Source organism: Streptomyces goshikiensis, assembly GCF_014650555.1.
Lineage (GTDB): Bacteria > Actinomycetota > Actinomycetes > Streptomycetales > Streptomycetaceae > Streptomyces > Streptomyces goshikiensis.
On the sequence record NZ_BMVE01000009.1, the window covers coordinates 280,256 to 299,009 of the forward strand.

Here is an 18,754-nt window from a genome sequence, read left to right on the forward strand (position 1 = left end):
TCAAGGCAGGAGCGGTCGGGTTGCGGTCCAGGTGACGAGTCGCTCGCGTACCGGGCCGGGTGCCAGGTAGCCGACCAGGCTTTCCAAATGAGCCGTCAGGTTCTTGTGTCGCCGCAGCTCGCGGATCTGCTCGGTGGGAAGGTCGCGCCAGCCCTCGGCGAGTCCAGCAGCCTGTGGGGGCGTGAAGGTCAGTGCATCGAGCGTGTCGGACGCCAGCGCCTCGGGAAGCCAGTCGGTGTCCGTCTCGTCGGGGCCCAGACGGTCGATCACCCACATCCGGAGCATGAACTCCTGCTGAGCCACCCGCGCAGGGTGTCCCTCGGCGTGGTCGAGCATGCGCCGGTTCGCGAGCAGCGCCAGCTTCGCCCACTGGCGACGGACTTCCTGGGGATGGCTGGAGTCGTAGGCCTGTCCCTGCGCGGCAACGCGTGCCGTTTCAAGTTGCTGGCCGCGGGCGTCATGGATGAACATCTGCAGCTGGTCGAGCGTCCACGTGCTCAGATCGCGGCCTGGTTCTTCTCGATGTGCGTCGCTACTCAAGGTCCCCGCTCCTGGTCGTAGGCATGCCCAGGCTGATGGTGGCCTTCTGGGACTGCCTGTCGATCTGGGCGAGCTTATCCTCGGCGCCGGCGAGGCTGACTTTGAGTCCTTCGATCTCACCGAGCCAGCCCTCGCGCTCGGCCTCGGCGAGGGCCGGCATCCCGACGCGGACCGGATCGAGCAGGTCCTCCTGGCGGAGGGCAAGACCCCGGCGCAGGCGCGGCGGGCGACGGTGCTGGGCAGGCCCATCGAGCACAACCAGTCGGCGAAGACCGACAAGGCCAAGGGACGGAAGCCCTGGCTGGCGATGGACTTGGTGTTCAGGGCGCCGCCGACGGTGCACATCGCATGGGCGCTCATCTGCCGGCTCAAGTCCGGCGGCCGGCCGGAGAAATGGCCCCGCCGGGAGATCGTCGACGCGATCCGCTACGTCGTCGACAACGGGATCAAGTGGCGGGCTCTGCCCGCCGACTACCCGCCCTGGCAGACCGTCTACTACCACTTCGCCCGCTGGATGCGGGCCGGCGTCGTCGGCTTCATCCGTGACCAGCTCCGCCGCCAGATCCGGACTGGCAAGGGGCGATGGCCCCTCGCCAGTCACGTTGATCGTGGACTCGCAGTCCGTCAAAGCCGCCGACACCGTTTCCACGGCCACCCGCGGCTTCGACGCCGTCAAGAAGATCAACGGACGCAAGAGACACATCGCCGTCGACACCCTCGGCCTCTCCGTGATGATCACGGTGGCACCCGCCGACATGACCGACCGCGACGCGGCCCGAGAACTTCTCTGACGCCTGCGTCTCATGCGGCCGCAGATCACCCAGGTCTGGGTCGACTCCGCCTACGCCGGCCAGCTCGTCAACTGGTCCGACGACTTCATCACGATGACCTTGCAGACGGTCTAACGGCCTCGCGGCGCGAAAGGGTTCGTCGTCCTCCCACGGCGCTGGAAAGTCGAGCGCACCCTCGGCTGGATCATGAAATCCCGCCGCAACGTCCGGGACTACGAACGGCTCCCACAGAACTCAGAAGCCCATCTGGCCTGGGCACTCATCACCCTGATGACGCGGCGCCTGACCCGAAAGGGGCCCCGCGTCGACTGGTCGAAAAGACCGGCCAGTAGCTGAACCCCGCCTACCTGTCCCGGATCCCACGCGGAGCTTTGCCCCTGGCGTGGTGAAGATGATGCTGGCTGACCCGGGCAAGGCCCGGTCCTCCCTCAACGGGCATGACCGAGGCGGTCAGCCAGCGGAGGTCGTCTCACCCCGCCGCCGAAGGTCCTGCACTGCCAAGACCACGCCCCGGCCATCGGCCAGCATCGCCCAGAGCCCCATCGGGACAATAAGCCACCGCCAGGCACTGTGGAAGTGCGTGATCACGGCGATCACGAAGACCAACTGGGCCGCACAGAGCGCGAGGTTGCCCAGCAGGCGCAGCACCGGATGCGGTCTCCTGCGGAACACCACTTCGAACCAGGTCTTCTCCACTTTCCCACCCCTCATTCAGACCGGGGCCACCCCGGACGACAACGGGGAAACAGTAGCTGCGTACTCAAACAGGCCTGAGGTGGCCCTGGGCAAGCGCTCCGCAAGGGCGGCTTGCCGAAGCGCACCCAACTGAGGTCGCTGTCCGAGCTGCGCGCCGCCTGGCGGGAATCGGCGGCCCGAGCCTACGGAGCCGACGTCGTCGCCGGGCTGGCGGAGCGCGCCCAAGCAGCGGCCGCAGCGATATGGGCGCGGGTGCGCCCGGTCGTCGACGTCGCCCTGGCCGTCGCCGAGACCATCGCCGTGGTGTACGTGATGCGCGGCGCGTTCGCACGCCGCCACCTTTTCGCCGAAGCCCGCCGCCACCTCTCATACGCTCTTCGCGGCCGACCTCACCGGCCCGGCCTGGACGAGGAGATCGTGCAGGCGGCCATCGACGGCTACACCCGCCGGGCCAGTCGGCGGATGCTGACCTCCGACCTGCGCGCCTTGTACCCGCGCGGCACCGAGGATCAGGCCGTGCTGCGCGCGCTGACCCGCAAGCGCGCCGCCTCCCTGTAGGAGCGGGCCCGTCTCGCTGCTGGCGGGCTGACCGCCCGGGTCCGTGCCGCACGCCGCGCGGACCGCCTGAACTCCCGGCCCCGGCGGCACACCGTTGCCGTGCCGGGCACCCTGAGCTCTCGCACCGGGCGGAGGGCCGGCCGGGACCTGGAGGCGACGACGGACGTCGCCGCGGTGGAGCTGACCAGCCGGACGCTGGAGTCCGCAGCCGCCGAGATGGCCGCCCGGCTCCAGGCCGGGGTCCGGGAGCGAGCCGCCGCCCTCCTCCCCTCTCCCAAGTCCGCGGCGGCTCCGCCGCGGAGCGCCCAGCAGCCTGTCCAGCCCGCACAGGGGACGGACACCACCCACCGGAGGAATCGCATGACCAACATGCCGCCCGCGGACCCGAGGATCGAAGCCGTCGCCACCAGGCTGAAGGAGGCCGCCCAGAAGCGCGCCGAGGCGTACGCGCCGCCGACGGAGTGGCAGCCGATCTGGAAGCGGCCCCGGAAGCCGAAGTCCATCAGGGCGAAGAACGCGGAGCAGGCCAAGCAGCGCAAGCGGCTCAAGGCGGCGGGAGTCCGACGGTTCTACGGCGCACAGTCGCCCCGGCCCCGGCCCCGGCCCCGGCCCCGGCAGAACCGCATCGGCAGCGCCGCCGCCCGCCGCGACACCCGCGCCCTGTCCCGGATGCGGCACTCGAACGCCTGGCTGTGGAGACGAGGCCGAGCACCGTCCACCGAGTGGACCGCCCCGGAGTCGACACTGAGTGGATCCCATCGAGTGGGCTCCACTGAGCCTCCCCAACTTGAAGTCGTAGTTCAAAGGGCTGGTGTGACCGATTCTCCACATGCGCACGCTGGTCATGGACGGGAGTCCGCGAAGAAGATCACCTGTCAGCGGTTGATTTCGATGTTCGTCAGGACGAGCAGAGCACGCAGGAGGCAGGTGGCGCGGGTGGGGTCGGTGCGGAGCTTGATGAGGATCCGCCAGTTCTTGAGATGGGCGAAGCCGTGCTTGACCGGTGCCCGTCCGATCGCGAGGACGCGGTTGGTTTCCTTCTGGTCCGGGGTGAGCTTGTGAGTGCGGCCGGCCGGGGTAGACGGCTGACCGGCCCGCCCATCGGCGCGGCCAAAACTCAGGAGAGGACACGATCAGCGTGAGCGACGCCGAGCACCGGAAGCAGACCCCCGACGGAGCGGCTGAACTCCTGGTTCGCTGCCTGGAGAACGAGGGCGTCGAGGTGGTGTTCGGCGTGCCCGGAGAGGAGAACATCCGTTTCACCAACGCCCTCGCCCGTTCGGAGAAGATCCGCTACGTCCTCACCCGGCACGAGCAGGCCGCGTCTTTCATGGCGGAGATGCACGGCCGGCTCACCGGCTCGGCGGGTGTGATGTCCGCGACGCTGGGGCCCGGCGCGATCAACCTGATGCTGGGCGTCGCCGACGCTATGACGAACAGCACGCCCGTCGTCGCAATCACCGCGCAGGTCGGCAAGGAGCGCAACTACAAGGAGTCCCACCAGTTCGTGGACCTGGTGAGCATGTTCGCCCCGGTCACGAAGTGGTCGGCGGAGGTCCCGGCCACCCAGGCCATCCCCGAGATGGTGCGGCGCGCGTTCAAGAGCGCGGAGTCCGAGCGGCCCGGCGCCGTCTATCTCGCCGTGCCCGAGGACGTCGACGCGGCGACGGACGGCTCGGACCTGCGCCCGCTGCGCAGGAACGTCGTGCAGCCCGAGGCACCGTCCCCGAAGCAGATCAAGCGAGCGGTGGAGCTGCTGCGGGAGGCCCGCCGGCCGGTGATCCTCGCCGGACACGGCGCGGCGCGCGGCGGCGCCGCAGAGTCGCTGACGGCGTTCGCCACCGCACTCGACGTGTCGACGGCGACCACCTTCCACGGCAAGGGCGTCCTGCCCGACGACCACCCGTGCGCGACCGGCACGTTCGGCTTCATGCGGCGCGACTACACCAACTTCGGGTTCGAGGAGGCCGACGTCGTCATCGCCGTCGGCTACGAGCTGCAGGAGTTCGACCCGTCCCGGATAAACCCGGACGGTGACAAGAAGATCATCCACATCCACCGCGTCCCGGCGGAGGTGGACGACAGCTACTCGGTCGACGTCGGCATCATCGGCGACATCTCGGCCTCCCTCGACGCCCTCGCCACCGAACTCGACGGCCTGCGCTGGACCATCGACGACGAGGACACCATGGCCACCCGCGCGCTGCTGGCCAAGGAACTCGAGCAGGGCGCCACGGACGAGCGCTACCCGCTCGCCCCGCAGCGCATCATCGCCGACACCCGCGCCGCGCTCGGTCGCGACGACATCGTGCTGGTCGACACCGGCGCGCTGAAGATGTGGATGGCCCGGCTCTACCCGACGTACGCGCCGAACACCTGCCTCATCTCCAACGGCTTGTCCACCATGGGCTTCTCGCTGCCCGGCGCGCTCGCGGTTCAGCTCGCCAGGCCGCAGACGAAGGTGCTGGCGGCGGTCGGCGACGGCTCGTTCCTCATGCACTCCCAGGAGATCGAGACGGCGGTCCGCGAGAACATTCCACTGACCGTGCTGATCTGGGAGGACAACGGCTACGGGCTCATCAAGTGGAAGATGGACCTGGAGGTCGGGGAAAACTCCAACACCGACTTCGGCAACCCGGACATCGTCCAGTACGCCCGCAGCTTCGGCGCGAAGGGCTACCACATCGAGTCCGCTGGGGACCTGCTGCCGACGCTCCGTGAGGCACTGGCGGACCCGGGCGTGTCGATCATCAACTGCCCGGTGGACTACGCCGAGAACATGAACCTCATCAAGCACCTCGGGCACCTCGACTCGGCGCTCTGACCCGCCCGCCGCGCGGCCCGACCCCCGTACGGGCCGCGCGGCGGCCCTCCCGCAGGGGCGGTGCCCTCGGGTCTCCGGCATCGCGTGGCATTTCCGCAGCGCGGGGTAGATGGTCAGCGTGAGGTTCGGCCAGTCGAGGAGAGGAACGATTGTGATGCGTGCTCGGCGCATAGGTGCGGCAGCCGCCACGGGGTTGGCGCTGGTCGCCGCCCGCGACCTCGTGCAGAAGAAGCACGCGCTGCTGAGGAACTTCCCCCTGGTGGGACACGCCAGGTATGTGCTGGAGACGATCGGCCCCGAGCTACGGCAGTACATCGTGACGTCCAACGACGAGGAGCGTCCCTTCAGCCGTGACCAGCGCAGCTGGATCTACGCGTCGTCGAAGGGGGAGAACAACTACTTCGGGTTCGGCACCGACAACGACGTCGAGCACGTGCAGGGTCATGCATACGTGAAGCAGCGTACGTTCGCCGGTGCGCTGCCCGACCTGAGCGACCCGCAAGCGGCGTTGCCCTCGGCCAAGGTGCTCGGCGGACCGCGCGGCCGCGCGAAGGCGTTCCGCCCGGCGAGCGTCATCAACATCTCGGCGATGAGCTTCGGCTCGCTGTCCGGCGCGGCCGTCACGGCGCTCAACAAGGGCGCGGCGCTGGCCGGGACGATGCACAACACCGGCGAGGGCGGCCTGTCGCCCTACCACCTCAACGGCGGGGACCTTGTCCTCCAGATCGGTACGTCGTACTTCGGCTGCCGCAACGAGGACGGGACGTTCAACCTCGACAGGCTCAAGTCCATGGTCGCGGGCGCGCCCGTCAAGGCGATCGAGATCAAGCTCTCGCAGGGCGCGAAGCCGGGGCTCGGGGGCATGCTGCCGGGCGCGAAGGTGACCGACGAGATCGCCGGGATCCGCGGCATTCCTGCGGGCAAGGACTGCGCTTCGCCGTCGCGGCACACCGCGTTCCACGACGTGGACTCGATGCTCGACTTCGTGGAACTGTTGGCCACGGAGACCGGATTGCCGGTCGGGATCAAGAGCGCCATCGGGGAGATGGACTTCTGGGAGGAACTCGCCACGCTGATGGAGCGGGGTGAGCGAGGGGTCGACTTCGTGACCGTCGACGGTGGCGAGGGCGGCACTGGGGCGGCTCCCCTGATCTTCGCCGACTCGGTGTCCCTGCCGTTCCGCGTGGGCTTCTCCCGCGTCTACGGCGTGTTCGCCGAGCGGGGCCTGACCGACGACATCACCTTCATCGGCTCCGGCAAGCTCGGCCTGCCCGAGAACGCCGTCGTCGCGTTCGCCCTCGGCGTCGACATGATCAACGTGGGCCGTGAGGCGATGCTGTCCATCGGCTGCATCCAGGCCCAGAAGTGCCACACCGACAAGTGCCCCACCGGCATCGCCACCCAGAACCCGTGGCTGGCGCGCGGCATCGACGCGCCCTCGAAGGGCATCCGGGCAGCGATGTACCTGCGCACCCTGCGCAGGGAGTTGCTGAGGGTCTCGGGCGCCGTCGGTGTCCCCCACCCGTCGCTCATCACCCCCACCGACATAGACATCCTGAACGGCGACTACGACGCCCGCACCCTGGGGAGTGTGTACGGCTACAAGGATGGCTGGGGCTCGCTCGGGCCGGAGCTCGCCCATGAGATCGCCGAACTGATCACCACCTGAGCTAGCTGCTCGGCCACCTGTTTTCAACCGTCATGCCCTGCGCAGCACGCCCACCGAGTGGACGGTGGTGCTGTCAGGGTGCGGTGCGGTGCGCCCATCCGGTGGAGGCCACCCGATGGGCGCGGTGCGCACCACCGTCGTCCCCGCCGCGGACTACACATGGAGAGGCGCACCTTGCGGGCACCGTCCGGTGCGGGGTGGGCATCGAGGGCCTGGCCCACTCCCACCGCCTCCAGCTGGCGCAGGACCTCGGCGACGTCCTCGTGGTCGTCGGTGAGGAACTGCAGGACGAACTCGATGACGGCGCAGGCGATGCCCTCCGCAGCCTCCGGCCCGGCCTGCGCCCACATCCGCAGGGAGGTCACCAGGACTCGCCCGAGGGCCTCCAGGGCGAACATCTCCGTGGACGGCTCGCCTTCTTCCGAGCAGGGCAGGGCAGGGCGGTGACGGGGACGACGATCCGCTCGACGACGTCGACGAGCAGCTCGGCCATCCGCGGCTCGGCGCCGGCGAACTCCCGGGCTGCTTCGACGTCACCGGCCTCGACGGCCCGGAGGTAGCCGAAGGCGCTGATCGCGGTGTGCGGGGTCATCGGGGCGAGCGGCAGGGTGCTGGTGTCGTGCATGGCGGCTCCTCACGTACGGGCCCCCTCGCGGATCGCGACGGCCTGGTCCCGAGCCTCGGGGAGCACCGACGGTGACCACCCCCCCCTTGTCCAGGTTCGGACGGCCGCACGTTTCCCCTTGACAGGGTTCTCCAGATGCGACAAACCACCCATCTGGAGAAGGGAGAAGTCTCCGTCCCGGCACCCTGGGCGACGGCCGGGGAAAAGCCGCTGCCGGACCCGGTGCACCGCTGGGAGACTCCGGGGATGACCACGCAGCGCCTCCCGTTCCCCGTGCCCGACGAACGCGCCCACTACTTCGTCAGCCAGTACGCCGACATGCACGACCTCGTGGAGGACCTGGTCGTGCCCGACGCCGTCCCCGAGGCCGCGGCGACCGTCCTGCGCACGGCCCGGGAACTGCTGCGCCAGTCCTACTACTGCTACGAGTTCTCCACCGTGGCGGTCATGCACTCCCTGATCGCGGTGGAGATCGCGCTGCGCGACTGCATCCCAGGCGCGGGCAAGAAGCCGCTGCACCAGCTCATCAAGCAGGGAACCCACACCGGCGCCGTTCCCGCTATCCCGAAGCGATCGGCCGCTGACCGACGCTGGGCAAGCCCAAGGGGAGCCTGGGCAAGCCATCCCGAACACCGGCTTGCCCACCCCGGCCGGAGGCTCCGGGTGGGCGGCATCGGTCACGGCCACCCCGGTCTTCCCGGCGAGGGCCGGCTGACCGATGACCGGTCACCGTCTCGGCGGGAGTTGCATGGACCGGTCACGGCGCTGACGTGCTGGTTGACCGATCGCGGGAGGCGGATCGGTCACAGCCGGCCTGCCGATCGGTCACGGCCCCTGCTGGGCAAGCCCTCGACTCGGAGGGCTTGCCCAGCGTCCAGATCACGTGGCGGGACGGCTCCCGAGGTCGTGGCGTCATCGTCTGGGACGCGACGGCCCGGAGCCGGCCGCCGCCTCCTCGCCGGTCGTACACCGGAGCCATGAGACGAAACAAGCAAGAGATCCCGACCGTGCTCGGGCAGAGCGATGCGGGCGACATGTGGCTGGCCCTGGCGCGCCTTCACGCCGCCCACCGCGACCCGGTCGGCCGCCTCGTGCCGTTCGAGCGGCCGGAGGCGCTGCTGGCCCTCACCAAGCCGGACGAGGTCCTGTTCACCGCGAGGGTGGAGCTGTCCGGTATGGAGACGATGGGCCACCTCCACGACCTCATCCGCACGGTCACCCACGGCGTCACCGCGGAACTGGGCTACGCCGGGCCCAGGGTCGCGCTGGAGGTCATAGTGGGCAGGCGCCACGAACCCGCCCTGCACCCGGCCCACGTCGACGGCCTCACCCGGCTCCTGCGCCAGGCCGTCGACACCATCGTGGCCCGCAGCACGCCCGGGGGCGGCAGGTGCTTCCACTGCGAAGGCACCGGCCGTGCCCACCCGCTGTGGGAGTCGGCAGCCGGGCAAGCCTGACGCGCCCCTGGGCAAGCCCCCTCCGCGAGGGCGGCTTGCCCAGAGGCTATGGCTATGGGGCTTCCCGTCCAGGGCGCAGGACGTCGGCGTAGATCCGGGCCCGTACTCCGGGCTCGCCGGGGTCCCGGCGCATCGGGCCGATTCCCGAGGTTGCCCAGAGCCTCCAGCGCGGCCATGACGGACTGGACGGTGTCCTCGTCCCCGCCGGTGATGTCCAGGACCACCAGGCCGGGCTCCGCGATGTGCTGCTCGTCGATCGGCTTCATGACCGCTGCGACGTCGGTGAAAACTGGGGCGGTTCGCCGGCGGCCTCGGCTCCACCCGCACGAGGGATTGGAGCCGATCATCCCCGCGTGCGCGGGGAGCAGTCCAAAACCCGGGGTCAAGGCCGAACCAGAGTCAAGCTGAGTGGCCGGCCCAGTCCAGGACACGTGACGACAGCCCCGGACCACACGTTGCGTGCCAACCGGATCGAGCCGGAAGGTTGCTTGCCAAGTCAGAGGGCAGCAAACGATGCACACCTCACCGTCGCCGGGAGATGGGCAACCTGCCTTTGTTGGCGAAGGTAGAATCCGGTCGAAGCGCATCAATCGGAGAGCAGGGGGATCTACTCAATGACGACTAGTGACGGATTGCAGTGGCTCGATGGCTCTGATCTCGAAGGTCATTGGTTGATTGCTGCTCGGAATATCGACCCTTCTGAGTTGCTGCGGAGAGCAGGCGGCATCGGCAAGGAGATGCATCTGAGCTGGGCGGAAGCTGAAGCAATCGAAATGGAATCCGATGTGACGATTCTCAGGGCCGGCCGATCGGGAGACTGGTCGTTCTTCCTTGCGAGCTACGGGGCTGTCGTAGCGTATGGCGCCGACATGGATTCGCGAATCCATGAAATTTCCAAGGGCACCGAGGCCGTGGAGCTGTCACAGACGACAAACTTTGATACCCATTTCATTTTCGCCGTCGATGGCCAGACCGTCTGCACCTTCGATCCATTGACCGATCCGACTCCGACAGGGAGGGAACCCGGGCGCCTTATCCCCGCGATGATTCGTGTGGGTCTACTGGATGAGCATGGGGAGCCGATCTTCATTGACGACACAGAGGGGCTGCAGCCTGTAAAATCGACCTACCGCATGACGGAAGAAGAATTCGGGATTTCGGTGCCCCGAGAGATCTTGACCGATCAGGCGCTGAGCATGGCAATCCCCAGGTAGAAATTGAGGCCGGGAAGCAACGCTCCCGGCCTCAAGATCATAAACAGTGTTACACGTGCCTGCTACGGGTTTCGCGACATCGGCGTGCATACCAAATTCGGGTCGCAGCCGTCCAGCTCCTTGACGGTCACGTAGTACCGATCCGTGTCAATCAGACGTACGGCCGTGACGAACCGTCCCAGGTCACCGCCTGCCCCCGTGTTCTGAGGGCCGGGAATGCTTCCCCGGGCGCAAGGCTCGTCCCACTTCGGCAGAGAGTAATTGTCGTCGTAGTGCAGGGTCCACTTTTCGTTCGGAGTTCCCTGGTCCGCCACGACAGCGGAAAACTGCGCGCACGCCTTACCGTTGATGTTCGTTCCGGTGGCTGGATCGATAATATATCCGCCACTCTGCCTGGAACGGGCGAACGGGTACTCGTCGCACGTCATCCCCGGGGGATTCGACGTGAAATTAGTAGAAGACTTGCTGCACATTCTGCTGCGGTTGGTGTTCGCCACGCTCTCGCTTGAGTTGCGCGTCAGCGGTGACAGCCTGCTCTTGCTGCCAGGGTAGCTGGCACTTCCCGGGTACTTCCCGCCGGCCAGCTTCTGGGTCGTCATCCAGTAGAGGGCTGCCGCTACGGGATGCTTGTCATAGTTGATCGGGAAGTCAGGCGTGTACTCGTGGAACACGCACCCTGAGGTGCTGCCGACCTCGTTGTCGCAACGTACCTGCAGTCCAGGCTTGGCCCAGGTGTGAGGAACGCTCGATCCACGCGGGACCGTCGCTGTGACCGTCCACGAGAGGTCGATCATGTCGTTGTTCTTCGCCGTGGGGTTGGTGCTCTCCCAGTCTTGCCAGGCACTGAGGGATGCCGGCCCAGTCTGACCGGCAGTCCAGGTGGGGTCGACGATCGTTGTTGATTTGACAGGGCAGGCCTTGTCCGGAACCGCGGTGCCGTTTGCGAGAGTCTTCCCTCGCCGGGTGCAGTTGAAATCGAGATTCAGCCTGACTGTCCCCAGGGTGTCTTGGATCTTAATCGGGGTTATAGTCAGAGATTGGAATATCTGGGCTTTGCCTCTGTCGAGTTGAATATTGTGATCCACCTCAAACTGAGCCGTTCCCAGAGGTACGTTGTTCTCAAGAACAATCAGGTTGAGGTCAGTCTTCGCGCAGGCTTGGAATCGATTGAACGATTTAATCTGCATGCTCGTCGAGCAGGTCATGGCAACAGCTGCAGCTCGCGCTCCCGGCGCGTCCTGAGGTGATTTCTGGAGGGACTTGTCCTTTACGGCACTGGGACCCTCGTGAGGCGCCGATTGGACGCACATGCTGCGACCGATCCGCCCCTGGAGAGGCTGGCAATTACCATTCGGGGCGCTCTTCAAGGTAGGGCTGATACCCGGAAGCGCATGCGGCTCCTCGCCATAATTCGTTATGTCCGGAGCGTTCGGATTGGCCGGGGGAAGCTTTATCTGGGGGACCCCGCCCAATATATCCTTCGGCGCGAAGGCTATCGCGTCAAACGCTATATCCTTATCGCCGGTCCCGTCCCGAGTGTCCGTCGAAAGGATGACTTCCGGAATTACTCCCTTAAAGTTGAATTCACCGAGTGAGACCCACCGGTTCCCCGTACCCGTTTGATCCACCACTACCGCATCAGTGCGCGTGATCGATTTGACGTTGTAGGTTGCCAGCGTCGCTTGAGCCCCGTGGTCCGGCAAATGAACAAATACTTCGGCTCCACCGGACATGGGTGCGGAGAGCTTCCAGGTGCCTGTCACCTTCATTCGACCGGTAACGTCATCCGGCTTTCGTGTGTGGCCGAACCAGAAGTGGCTGCTGTAGCCGGCGCCGAGCTGGTGAAGGTCGATTTTCGCGTTGGGTGTGGCGAAGTCAAAGTTAAAGGTACCGCTGTTGGGCTTCGGTAGAGAACAGCCCGGCCGATGGATGGGAGTGTCGTCGGGAACGTCGTCGACGATAAGAGCATTGGCGGGCAGACCCTGCGTGGTGCAGTTGGGCGGGTATGCGGTGCCGTCGGCTTCTTCCTTGTAGGTGTCGTTGAAGCGCATGAGTTCGTTGCCGCACTCTGCTTTGGCACCGCAATCTTTCCAGGTGACCGGCTGGTTCCACCAGCACTTGAGGTCGGCGCGGGTGCAGGCGCCCAGTCCGGGTTCGTTCTGGTCGTTCGGACCGATCTTGCTGGGGTCGCAGCTATTGGCGGCGGTGCAGAAAAGATTCTCCGCCGGTTTCACAGTGCTGCGCAGTGCGGTACTGGTCCACCACGCCTCGCGGAATCCAGCGACCATTTTGCCCGGGGACTCAAGGGCCTCCAGTGGCCGGGCTGCCCAGCCGAGGACCTTTTCCTGGTAGGGCCAGTCCTGGGGGTGCTTGGCATGCGAGTAGTCGTTGGCGCCGGCCGGGCCCTCCAGAAAGGGAACGCGGTTTGCCTTCCACAGTGGGTTGGCCGGGTTGTTGGTGAACCCCACACCCCACATCCCGCCATTGGTTGTAGCGGCAGCCTTGGGGTAGTAGCCGGAGTTGTAGGCCCATAGTGCGAAGAACCAGTTCTCCAAGTACTTCGGATCACCGTTGTTGACCTTCAGACCGTCCGCAGTGGTCACGTTCCACTTGTCCGCGAGGACGCGCTGACCGGCAGCGATGTTCGCGCTGTAGTCGAGCGCGGCCGCCTCCTGCTGCAGAGTGGTCAGGGGAAGTTCGCCGGTCTTCTCCTTGCCGTGCATACGCATGCCGTCGGTGATCTGAGTGACGCCGTACCCACAGTCGGCTTCAGCCCAGTTAATCGCCCACGGGTCGGTCTGCTGACCGCTGGCCGCGTACTTGGTGCCGTAGTAGTTGCCGATCAGAGGGTTACCGGTGACACCGGGGACGACCACACGCGAGGCCTGCCACATGTTGGATTCCTGGGCGGTGATGCCCAGCAGCACCTGTGCGGGAATGCGGCCACCACCATTGAGCCCCAGCCGGGGAAACAGGGTTTGCGGCTGGTACGCGGCCATCCCCAGGTTCTTCCAGTTGGCAGGCCGGGAGACGTTCTTGTCCAGGGTTCCGTTGACGATCTGGTCGACGGCCCACTCCACCTGACGCGGCTTGGGCTGCAGGGCCTGCTTGGCAGGGTCGTTGCGGGCCACGGAGCAGTAACGCTCGTCCTCGGCCGGCGAGGCAGCCATCGCTGCAGGCTGAGCCGCCGACTTCTGCGCGGCCGGGGCGGCCGTCCTCGGACCGGGCAGGGCCGGAGAGGGAGCCGTACCCGCTGTGTCCTTCTCATCAGACACATCCGGGTTGACGGTGAAATTCGCGTCCTTGCCCGTGGCGAGGACCATAAGGCTGATCTTCTTCGACTCGGCAGCGAGGGCCTGCTGCCTGCGCGGGTCGCTCTCGCCAACCGTAGTCACCTTGGTAACCAGTGCCTTGCCGCTGGTACTCGCCGTGGAGTCCTTGGGCACATCCGGGCGGCGCTGGACCGTCTTGGGCAGCGGCTGCGCCGCCCGTGTGTCACCGGTGATGAAGACAGCGCCGGCAGCACTGCTGGACAGGTCCATCTTCGTCAGTGTGCCTCGGGCCAGCAGGGTCTGCTGCGTCTTGCTGGCGTCGCCGCGGGCGATGTCACCCGCCGTGATGCGCTTGACCTCACCCTGGTCTTTGGCGCCGGCCGAGCGATCCATGTAGACGAGGCCGCCTTCGGCGTCGACCTTGAGCCCGAAAGGTACCTGCGCTGTCTGGGCGATGGCCGTTCGGTGGCCTTGGTCGTCGATCCTGGTGATACGGGCGGCATCAGCCGCCACGATGTACGCGCCCACAGGGACCGCCGAAGTGACCTGGCCGGCCAACTCTGTGGTCCGGCGGACCTTGGCCGCGGCAACATCCACGGTCAACAGACGGGTCTCGTTCTTTGTCTCGCCGCCTGCCTGGGTGAGGATGGCCGTTTCGCCGGTTCCGCAGCCAGGGCTGAAGTAGGCGAGCGAAGCCTGCCGGGCCAGCTTGGTGACGGCACCGGAGTCCAAGTCCACCACGGCGGTGAAAGCGCCCCGTGCCATGAGCTCGGGCTTATTGGTGAACGTCCGGGGTGCGTAGGCGACCACCGCCCGCTTGCCGGAACCGGTCACGCACGCGTTGCCGATCCACATGTCAGCATCGAAGCCGGGCTCAGAGAGCGTGGCTGCCGTACGCCAGCCGTAGCCGGCTTTCTGATCGGCGACCAGCACATGGAAGCCGGTGGCGTCGCCACTGGTGGTCCAAGCCCGGTCCGCTGACGTCTTCCACTCCTTGCCCAAGAGCTTCTCTCGCTCGGGGAGCGGGACTTGAGACGAGTTTTCTGAGCCAGCAGCGGGCTGAGGGCTGCCGGCGGGGCTGGGCTCGGCCCAGGCCTGGCCTTGTATGAGCCCGGCGATGAGCGCAGCGCTGCAGACCATGACTGCAGGCGCACGTAGTTTGGCTGTGCGGCGTTTCAAGAGGGTGACTTCCCGGTGCGTTGAGAGCAGAGGGCTCATCGATGCACGTCTGCGGGCAGAGTTCCCCCTGATCAGCACGCGGCTTGTCTGGGGAGAGATCTCCCAGGTGGTCGAGCCCCCCGCCCGACGTTGGTCAACATGCGTCAGCTCGTCCGCGGTCGACGGGCGTCTGAGGCGCCGTCATTAGATCACGTGGCAGCCCGTGCCGCGAGTGTGTATGCGAACCATCCTCGAAGCGTGAGGTGATCGCCCCGCCACCGACGGTATGTTGCTGCGTGGCAACGACGCGACAGCCGAACGCCCGCGGGGCGCTACCCGCTGCGAGCAGGTCGTAGGCGCTACGTCAGCTAGGCACCGATATGGTGTTGTCGTTTCCTCCAAACCCTCACGTAAGTGATCATCGTTGGCAGCTAAGAGCGTGTCCTATGTGGTGAGGCGTCGTTGACGTCGGTACGCGGCGGGGTACGTGAGTTGGATTGTTCCGGACGGGCTGTGGGAGATCGCGGAGCCGCTGATCCCGCCGTCGAGGGTGCGGCCGCAGGGCGGCGGAACAGCGGATACGCCTGATGAGACGCTGTTCGCGGCGATCATCTATGTCTTGGTCAGCGGGTGTTCCTGGCGAGCCTGCTTCGGGATATCGAAGTCGACGTGCCCACCGCCGGTTCCTGATCTGGTCGAGGGCCGGAGTCTGGGGCCGGCTGCACGAGGAGATCCTGCACCGGCTCGACGACGCCGGCTTGCTCGACCTCTCCCGCGCGGTCCTCGACTCCGCCCACGTCAGGGCCAAAAAGGGGGCGAACTCACAGGTCCGAGCCCCGTGGACCGAGGCAAGCCGGGCTCCAAAATGCACGTCCTGTCGGACGCGGCCGGACTGCCCCTCCTCGTCGGGCTTTCTGCGGCCAACACCCACGACAGCCAAGCGCTGAAGCCCATGGTGCTCGGTCACCAAACGAGACACGACCCCCACCGCGGACGCCACTTCAAAGCCGCCCGCCTGCACGCCGACGAGGCCTACGACGTCCCCCACCTGCGGAAATGGTTACGCGCAAATGCATCGGCGTCCGCATCGCACGCAAAGGCGTCGAGTCCTCCGAACGTCTCGGCCGGCGAAGGTGGGTGATCGAGCGGACGATGTCCTGCCTGACCGGGTATCGCCGTCTCAACCACCGCTACGAGCGCCATCCTCGCAACTACCTGGCCTTTCTTGGCCTCGCCGCCGCCCTGTGCTGCTACAAGCGACTCGTCCGCCTCACCACATAGGACACGCTCTTAGTTAAGCCAACAAGCCAATTTTCAGTGCATTCTGGCCTTTCATTCAATGCGGGTGTACCAGTGTCAGCACGGCGAGGGTAGGGTGGCGAGGTTCTTAGGCTCAGCCACCAGCGCAGCTGCTATTGGGCAGGCCTGATCATTACACCGCCGCAGAGCTCATCAAACACTTAGGCTTCCGCGGATGCGAGAATCTCGCGCATGAAATCGTGCGATGAGATTTGCGGCCGATCGAAAAGACACATGGGGTGGGGTTGCATTGAGTAGATATTCACGGACCGTTGTCACTGCTGCGACGATAGGACTTCTGGCAGCATGCGGAACGGCCACCGAAGGTCATCCTTCCGATCCGACCGCGGTCGCAGCACCCCCCCGTATCTCGCTGGATACCATACCTGCGGCGCCTACCAGTGGATTGACGAAGGGCATGACTCTACCACTGGACGCATATTCCAGCACTCCAAGCGAGCAATATGCCTGGCAGATCGCGACACAGGATCAGTGGCGCAGGTGCATGGCACGGTATGGATTCAAGAAATTCGGCCCTCCCGAGCCGTCACTGAAGGCAGCCGCCGGTGCAGCAAACTCCGACATGGGCCGTCGATACGGCATCGCGGACCTAGAAGCCGCCAGGACGCGTGGTTACCATCTCCCAGAAATGCCAGAGCCGCCGCGGTGGGAGCCCGCCAAGGGCGCCGAAGAAGCCGTCTTCACAGGCTCCGGCGCCGAAATTGTCCAAGGCGCCTACAAGGGCCAGAAGATTCCCGATGGTGGATGCCGGGGAGAAACCAAGCGGATGTTCCCCATGCCGCAGACGCCTACGGTCGCGAATGCCGAAAGCCGCGCCTACATGGCGGCGAAAGACGACAAGAGCGTAAAAGATGCGATCGCGCGATGGTCAGCCTGTATGAATGAGCGCGCATTCGATATCGCGTCACCTCTCGATGACGTATCCCCCCTCGGCGTGAACGTCGGTTCCCCGATACCTAGCGCTCGCGAAATTGAAATCGCGACAGCCGACGTCGAATGCAAAAGCCAGACCAAGGTCGTGGAGCTCTGGCATAAAAGCGAAGAAGCAAAACAACAACAAGAGATGGCGAAGGATGCTTCGACTCTCAACAGAGAGCGAGACGACAAGAATCGCGTAGTCAGCAAAGCTACGCAGGCATACAAGGCACAGGGCTGAAAAGTGATCTCAAAGGTACTGCGCATCCCATTTGCTGCTCTGCTTGCACTTTCAGTCACTTTGTTCGTGATGCCTCGTGCTCAGGCAGCGACATCTTATTCTGCCGACGAGTGCACCTCCGCCAACAATAGCTACTGCTTCGCCCTGTACTACGACAGTCGAGGTGAGCAGACGAATTACTCGACAAGCTCATGTTTTGTGACGAACAGAAGTATCCCTGATCACTCGGGCTATTCGCCGAACGGTGCCATTTTTGTTCGCTTCGTATTTTCTCACGGCTTGATGTCCAACCTCTACAACACGTGCAGAGGCGGTTCAGGAGCGGACCTGACACTTAAGAATGCATCGGCATCGGCATCGAACGGCGAATGCTCAGCCTTCTACCGTGTCTACTTCAGCTCCAGCTATAATGGCCTCAGCCAGTCCTTCGCCCCAAGCTGCGGCGACTACTGGCCGGCAGAGAATCTCTTTCCCGCACTAAAGAACGAAAACGCATCGAACGCACGGTACTACTGATATGGTGGCCAGTTCCATTTCCGGGGCGCACTCGTAACGGGCGGCTTCCTGGAGAACCTCAACCGCTACTGAACTTGAATGCGTGATGTCGGTCTGATCGTGGTCAGTGTCCATAACCAGGCCGGTTCCGGCGAGGCATCCATCGACGAGGTGCGGGCGGTACTGGATCTGTTTGAGGCTTCGCTTCACGGCTCTGCCCAACTGGTCGAGGTTGGCGGCGGTGAGGTTGCCAATGGTCCGTAGGCGAGGTCGGCCAGGACGGGAACGCGCTGGCGCTCGCAGATCCGGATGATCCGGTGGGTGCGGGCGGCGGTCAGGTCGTGTGTGCGGCCCGGCAGGGCGGGCGAGAGCCACAGCAGCCGGCCGCCCGGGTCGGTGACGACCTGCACGTTCACGCCGTGGCGCCGGTGTTTGTGGGAGTAGTCGGCCCGGCCGTCGCCGACCCGGTCGCACTCGGCGAGGGTCCCGTCGAGCAGGATGAAGTCGGGATCGTGCTCGCGCAGCGTCTTGAGTAGACCCGGTGCTCGTTCGGCGAGCAGGTTGACGACCGCGTGGGTGTGGGCGTGGGCGGTGGACTCGCTGATCCCGAACCTGGCGGCGATCTTCGCCAGAGTGGTGTGCTCTCGTAGGTACACCAAGTGCCACCATCGCCCGCTGGGACGGACGGAGCCTGCAGCGCCGGTCGCCCTCACGAGTGACAACCAGCATGGCGACCCACTCCACGAGCGCATGCGGCAGGTCATGTGTGGCAGGATGGATGACCAACGAGGCCCCCCGAGCAACGTGATTGAGACGTCAGACATCTCGATCAACACCTCGGGGGCCTCGTTCGTTGCGCTTCACGACCATCACCCGATCAGTGGCCAACTCGAAGAGGCTCACTGATCGTCGACGCCTGCCGGTGATGATCTGCGGGTTTTTGTCGGTGGTGGTGCGGCAGCGTGATGTCAGTGCTGCG

At 65.8% G+C, this 18,754-nt stretch carries 15 protein-coding genes and 5 pseudogenes; 10 read left to right on the forward strand and 10 right to left on the reverse strand.

Annotation, left to right across the window (positions count from 1 at the left end; genetic code table 11):
• Window positions 1-540 carry a hypothetical protein gene (locus IE248_RS25460; RefSeq protein ID WP_229895507.1) on the reverse strand — a complete coding sequence of 180 codons (540 nt, stop codon included), beginning with the start codon at window positions 538-540 and terminating at the stop codon, window positions 1-3.
• Window positions 533-796, reverse strand: coding sequence for a hypothetical protein (locus tag IE248_RS37575; RefSeq protein WP_359240059.1), 264 nt, complete (start codon window positions 794-796; stop codon window positions 533-535). Before IE248_RS37575 ends, IE248_RS25460 begins: the two co-directional genes overlap by 8 nt.
• A 51-nt stretch (window positions 797-847) precedes the next feature.
• On the opposite strand from IE248_RS37575, the pseudogene IE248_RS37585 reads away from it, so the two are divergent.
• Window positions 848-1,664, forward strand: a pseudogene (locus IE248_RS37585) (IS5 family transposase); the annotation flags it as partial.
• Window positions 1,665-1,781: 117 nt separating this feature from the next.
• On the opposite strand, the gene IE248_RS25470 reads toward IE248_RS37585, so the two are convergent.
• The gene (locus tag IE248_RS25470) at window positions 1,782-2,027 is read right to left on the reverse strand and encodes a hypothetical protein (protein ID WP_190031798.1); all 246 of its coding nucleotides are present in this window, start codon (window positions 2,025-2,027) and stop codon (window positions 1,782-1,784) included.
• Window positions 2,028-2,138: 111 nt separating this feature from the next.
• Here IE248_RS25470 and IE248_RS38420 point away from each other — a divergent pair, with 111 nt between their 5' ends.
• Complete coding sequence (locus IE248_RS38420; protein WP_190031799.1) at window positions 2,139-2,585, forward strand: hypothetical protein; 447 nt, start codon at window positions 2,139-2,141, stop codon at window positions 2,583-2,585.
• An 875-nt stretch (window positions 2,586-3,460) separates the two neighbouring features.
• On the opposite strand, the gene IE248_RS38245 is transcribed toward IE248_RS38420, so the two are convergent.
• Window positions 3,461-3,706: a transposase family protein gene (locus tag IE248_RS38245; RefSeq protein ID WP_100582289.1), complete on the reverse strand. Its 246-nt coding sequence runs from the start codon at window positions 3,704-3,706 to the stop codon at window positions 3,461-3,463.
• A gap of 17 nt (window positions 3,707-3,723) precedes the next feature.
• Here IE248_RS38245 and IE248_RS25485 point away from each other — a divergent pair, with 17 nt between their 5' ends.
• The gene (locus IE248_RS25485; RefSeq protein WP_100582027.1) at window positions 3,724-5,409 is read left to right on the forward strand and encodes an acetolactate synthase large subunit; all 1,686 of its coding nucleotides are present in this window, start codon (window positions 3,724-3,726) and stop codon (window positions 5,407-5,409) included.
• Window positions 5,410-5,563: 154 nt separating this feature from the next.
• Window positions 5,564-7,078, forward strand: a complete 1,515-nt coding sequence (locus tag IE248_RS25490) for an FMN-binding glutamate synthase family protein (protein ID WP_190031800.1) — start codon at window positions 5,564-5,566, stop codon at window positions 7,076-7,078.
• A 361-nt stretch (window positions 7,079-7,439) separates the two neighbouring features.
• Here the strand turns inward: IE248_RS25490 and IE248_RS37605 are convergent, their stop codons facing one another.
• Window positions 7,440-7,703: a hypothetical protein gene (locus tag IE248_RS37605; RefSeq protein WP_229895508.1), complete on the reverse strand. Its 264-nt coding sequence runs from the start codon at window positions 7,701-7,703 to the stop codon at window positions 7,440-7,442.
• Between the two features lie 246 nt (window positions 7,704-7,949).
• On the opposite strand from IE248_RS37605, the gene IE248_RS25500 reads away from it, so the two are divergent.
• Window positions 7,950-8,684: a hypothetical protein gene (locus tag IE248_RS25500; protein ID WP_190031801.1), complete on the forward strand. Its 735-nt coding sequence runs from the start codon at window positions 7,950-7,952 to the stop codon at window positions 8,682-8,684.
• A complete protein-coding gene (locus IE248_RS25505; protein ID WP_190031802.1) occupies window positions 8,681-9,160 on the forward strand; it encodes a hypothetical protein in 480 nt (159 codons plus the stop codon). Before IE248_RS25500 ends, IE248_RS25505 begins: the two co-directional genes overlap by 4 nt.
• A 52-nt stretch (window positions 9,161-9,212) precedes the next feature.
• Here the strand turns inward: IE248_RS25505 and IE248_RS37610 are convergent, their stop codons facing one another.
• Window positions 9,213-9,293 (reverse strand): DUF6207 family protein, encoded by an 81-nt coding sequence (locus IE248_RS37610; RefSeq protein WP_229895518.1) that lies wholly within the window; start codon window positions 9,291-9,293, stop codon window positions 9,213-9,215.
• A 79-nt stretch (window positions 9,294-9,372) separates the two neighbouring features.
• A pseudogene (locus IE248_RS38590) lies at window positions 9,373-9,747 on the reverse strand (hypothetical protein); the annotation flags it as partial.
• Window positions 9,748-9,774: 27 nt separating this feature from the next.
• Here IE248_RS38590 and IE248_RS25510 point away from each other — a divergent pair.
• The gene (locus IE248_RS25510; protein ID WP_190031803.1) at window positions 9,775-10,374 is read left to right on the forward strand and encodes a DUF6461 domain-containing protein; all 600 of its coding nucleotides are present in this window, start codon (window positions 9,775-9,777) and stop codon (window positions 10,372-10,374) included.
• A 62-nt stretch (window positions 10,375-10,436) separates the two neighbouring features.
• On the opposite strand, the gene IE248_RS25515 is transcribed toward IE248_RS25510, so the two are convergent.
• The gene (locus IE248_RS25515) at window positions 10,437-14,648 is read right to left on the reverse strand and encodes a golvesin C-terminal-like domain-containing protein (protein WP_190031804.1); all 4,212 of its coding nucleotides are present in this window, start codon (window positions 14,646-14,648) and stop codon (window positions 10,437-10,439) included.
• Window positions 14,649-15,291: 643 nt separating this feature from the next.
• On the opposite strand from IE248_RS25515, the pseudogene IE248_RS25520 reads away from it, so the two are divergent.
• From IE248_RS25520 to IE248_RS25530, 3 genes and pseudogenes are all read left to right on the forward strand, one after another.
• Window positions 15,292-16,085, forward strand: a pseudogene (locus IE248_RS25520) (IS5 family transposase).
• Window positions 16,086-16,521: 436 nt separating this feature from the next.
• Window positions 16,522-17,280, forward strand: coding sequence for a hypothetical protein (locus IE248_RS25525; RefSeq protein WP_190031805.1), 759 nt, complete (start codon window positions 16,522-16,524; stop codon window positions 17,278-17,280).
• 3 nt (window positions 17,281-17,283) lie between these two features.
• On the forward strand, window positions 17,284-17,796 hold the full coding sequence (locus IE248_RS25530; RefSeq protein ID WP_190031806.1) for a hypothetical protein: 513 nt from the start codon (window positions 17,284-17,286) through the stop codon (window positions 17,794-17,796).
• A gap of 108 nt (window positions 17,797-17,904) precedes the next feature.
• On the opposite strand, the pseudogene IE248_RS38710 reads toward IE248_RS25530, so the two are convergent.
• Together IE248_RS38710 and IE248_RS25535 are read right to left on the reverse strand one after the other, a co-directional pair.
• Window positions 17,905-18,036: pseudogene (locus tag IE248_RS38710) on the reverse strand (IS630 family transposase); the annotation flags it as partial.
• Window positions 18,018-18,561, reverse strand: a pseudogene (locus tag IE248_RS25535) (transposase); the annotation flags it as partial. The pseudogenes IE248_RS38710 and IE248_RS25535, both read right to left, overlap by 19 nt.
• Between the last annotated feature and the right edge of the window lie 193 nt (window positions 18,562-18,754).

Excerpts from the sequence above, each read along its gene's own strand:
- IE248_RS25500 (WP_190031801.1), top strand. The coding sequence starts at position 7,950 with ATGACCACGCAGCGCCTCCCGTTCCCCGTGCCCGACGAACGCGCCCAC.
- IE248_RS25525 (WP_190031805.1), top strand. The coding sequence starts at position 16,522 with ATGACTCTACCACTGGACGCATATTCCAGCACTCCAAGCGAGCAATAT.
- IE248_RS25490 (WP_190031800.1), top strand. The coding sequence starts at position 5,564 with ATGCGTGCTCGGCGCATAGGTGCGGCAGCCGCCACGGGGTTGGCGCTG.
- IE248_RS37610 (WP_229895518.1), bottom strand. The coding sequence starts at position 9,293 with ATGCGCCGGGACCCCGGCGAGCCCGGAGTACGGGCCCGGATCTACGCC.
- IE248_RS25510 (WP_190031803.1), top strand. The coding sequence starts at position 9,775 with ATGACGACTAGTGACGGATTGCAGTGGCTCGATGGCTCTGATCTCGAA.
- IE248_RS25505 (WP_190031802.1), top strand. The coding sequence starts at position 8,681 with ATGAGACGAAACAAGCAAGAGATCCCGACCGTGCTCGGGCAGAGCGAT.
- IE248_RS37605 (WP_229895508.1), bottom strand. The coding sequence starts at position 7,703 with ATGCACGACACCAGCACCCTGCCGCTCGCCCCGATGACCCCGCACACC.